This is a genomic window from Clostridium sp. ATCC 25772 (assembly GCF_001573875.1).
Lineage (GTDB): Bacteria > Bacillota > Clostridia > Clostridiales > Clostridiaceae > Clostridium_J > Clostridium_J senegalense.
Genome location: NZ_LFRG01000109.1, coordinates 1 through 1,360, shown reverse-complemented (window position 1 = coordinate 1,360; position 1,360 = coordinate 1). Strand labels below are relative to the sequence as shown.

The following is a 1,360-nucleotide window of genomic DNA, read 5'->3' as shown; positions in this document are numbered from 1 at the left end:
TTAACGGTCCTAAGGTAGCGAAATTCCTTGTCGGGTAAGTTCCGACCCGCACGAAAGGCGTAACGATTTGGGCACTGTCTCAACAACAGACTCGGTGAAATTGTAATCCCGGTGAAGATGCCGGGTACCTGCGACAGGACGGAAAGACCCCATGGAGCTTTACTGTAGCTTGACATTGAATTTTGGTGCTACATGTACAGGATAGGTGGGAGGCTATGAAATCGGGACGCCAGTCTCGGTGGAGCTATCCTTGGGATACCACCCTTGTAGTACTGAGATTCTAACCAGATACCTTGAATCAGGTATTGGGACACTGTCAGGTGGGCAGTTTGACTGGGGCGGTCGCCTCCCAAAGAGTAACGGAGGCGCTCAAAGGTTCTCTCAGCACGGTCGGAAATCGTGCGTAGAGTGTAAAGGCAGAAGAGAGCTTGATTGCAAGACATACAGGTCGAGCAAGGACGAAAGTCGGACTTAGTGATCCGGTGGTTCCGCATGGAAGGGCCATCGCTCAACGGATAAAAGCTACCCTGGGGATAACAGGCTTATCTCCCCCAAGAGTCCACATCGACGGGGAGGTTTGGCACCTCGATGTCGGCTCATCACATCCTGGGGCTGTAGTAGGTCCCAAGGGTTGGGCTGTTCGCCCATTAAAGTGGTACGCGAGCTGGGTTCAGAACGTCGTGAGACAGTTCGGTCCCTATCCGTCGCAGGCGTAGGAAATTTGAGGAGACCTGTCCTTAGTACGAGAGGACCGGGATGGACGTACCTCTGGTGTACCAGTTGTTCTGCCAAGGGCATGGCTGGGTAGCTATGTACGGAATGGATAAGCGCTGAAAGCATCTAAGCGCGAAGCCAACTTCAAGATAAGATTTCCCACCGTAAGGGTAAGATCCCAGGAAGACTACCTGGTTGATAGGTCGGAGGTGTAAGTGCAGCAATGTATGTAGCTTACCGATACTAATAGATCGAGGACTTGACCAAGATTATTTAATCTTACAAATGTTATTCAGTTTTTAGAGTACTAACTCTAAATAAAGATTATGTGGTTATTATAGCAAAGAGGATACACCTGTTCCCATTCCGAACACAGAAGTTAAGCTCTTTAGCGCCGATGGTACTTGGTGGGAAGCTGCCTGGGAGAGTAGGACGTAGCCGCGTAATCTTTTTTATTTTACGTGGATTTAAGTGGTGGTTAGTATTAAGTTACATTTGAAGTCATAAAGCTGAGAAGATGCTTTAAAATGACTTCTGCATTGTAACTTAATACTAACCACTTTTTGTTGTGTAAAATAAAAAAGATTACGCTTGTACGGTATGAGATAAAGAGATAAGAGAAGATGCTTTAAATGACCGCTGCGCT

General features: G+C 47.4%; 2 rRNA genes. Both read left to right on the top strand.

The window, feature by feature from the left end:
- A 23S ribosomal RNA gene (locus AZI32_RS18865) occupies nt 1–981 on the top strand; the annotation flags it as partial.
- A 60-nt stretch (nt 982–1,041) separates the two neighbouring features.
- Nucleotides 1,042–1,158, top strand: a 5S ribosomal RNA gene (rrf, locus tag AZI32_RS16975).
- Nucleotides 1,159–1,360 lie beyond the last annotated feature (202 nt).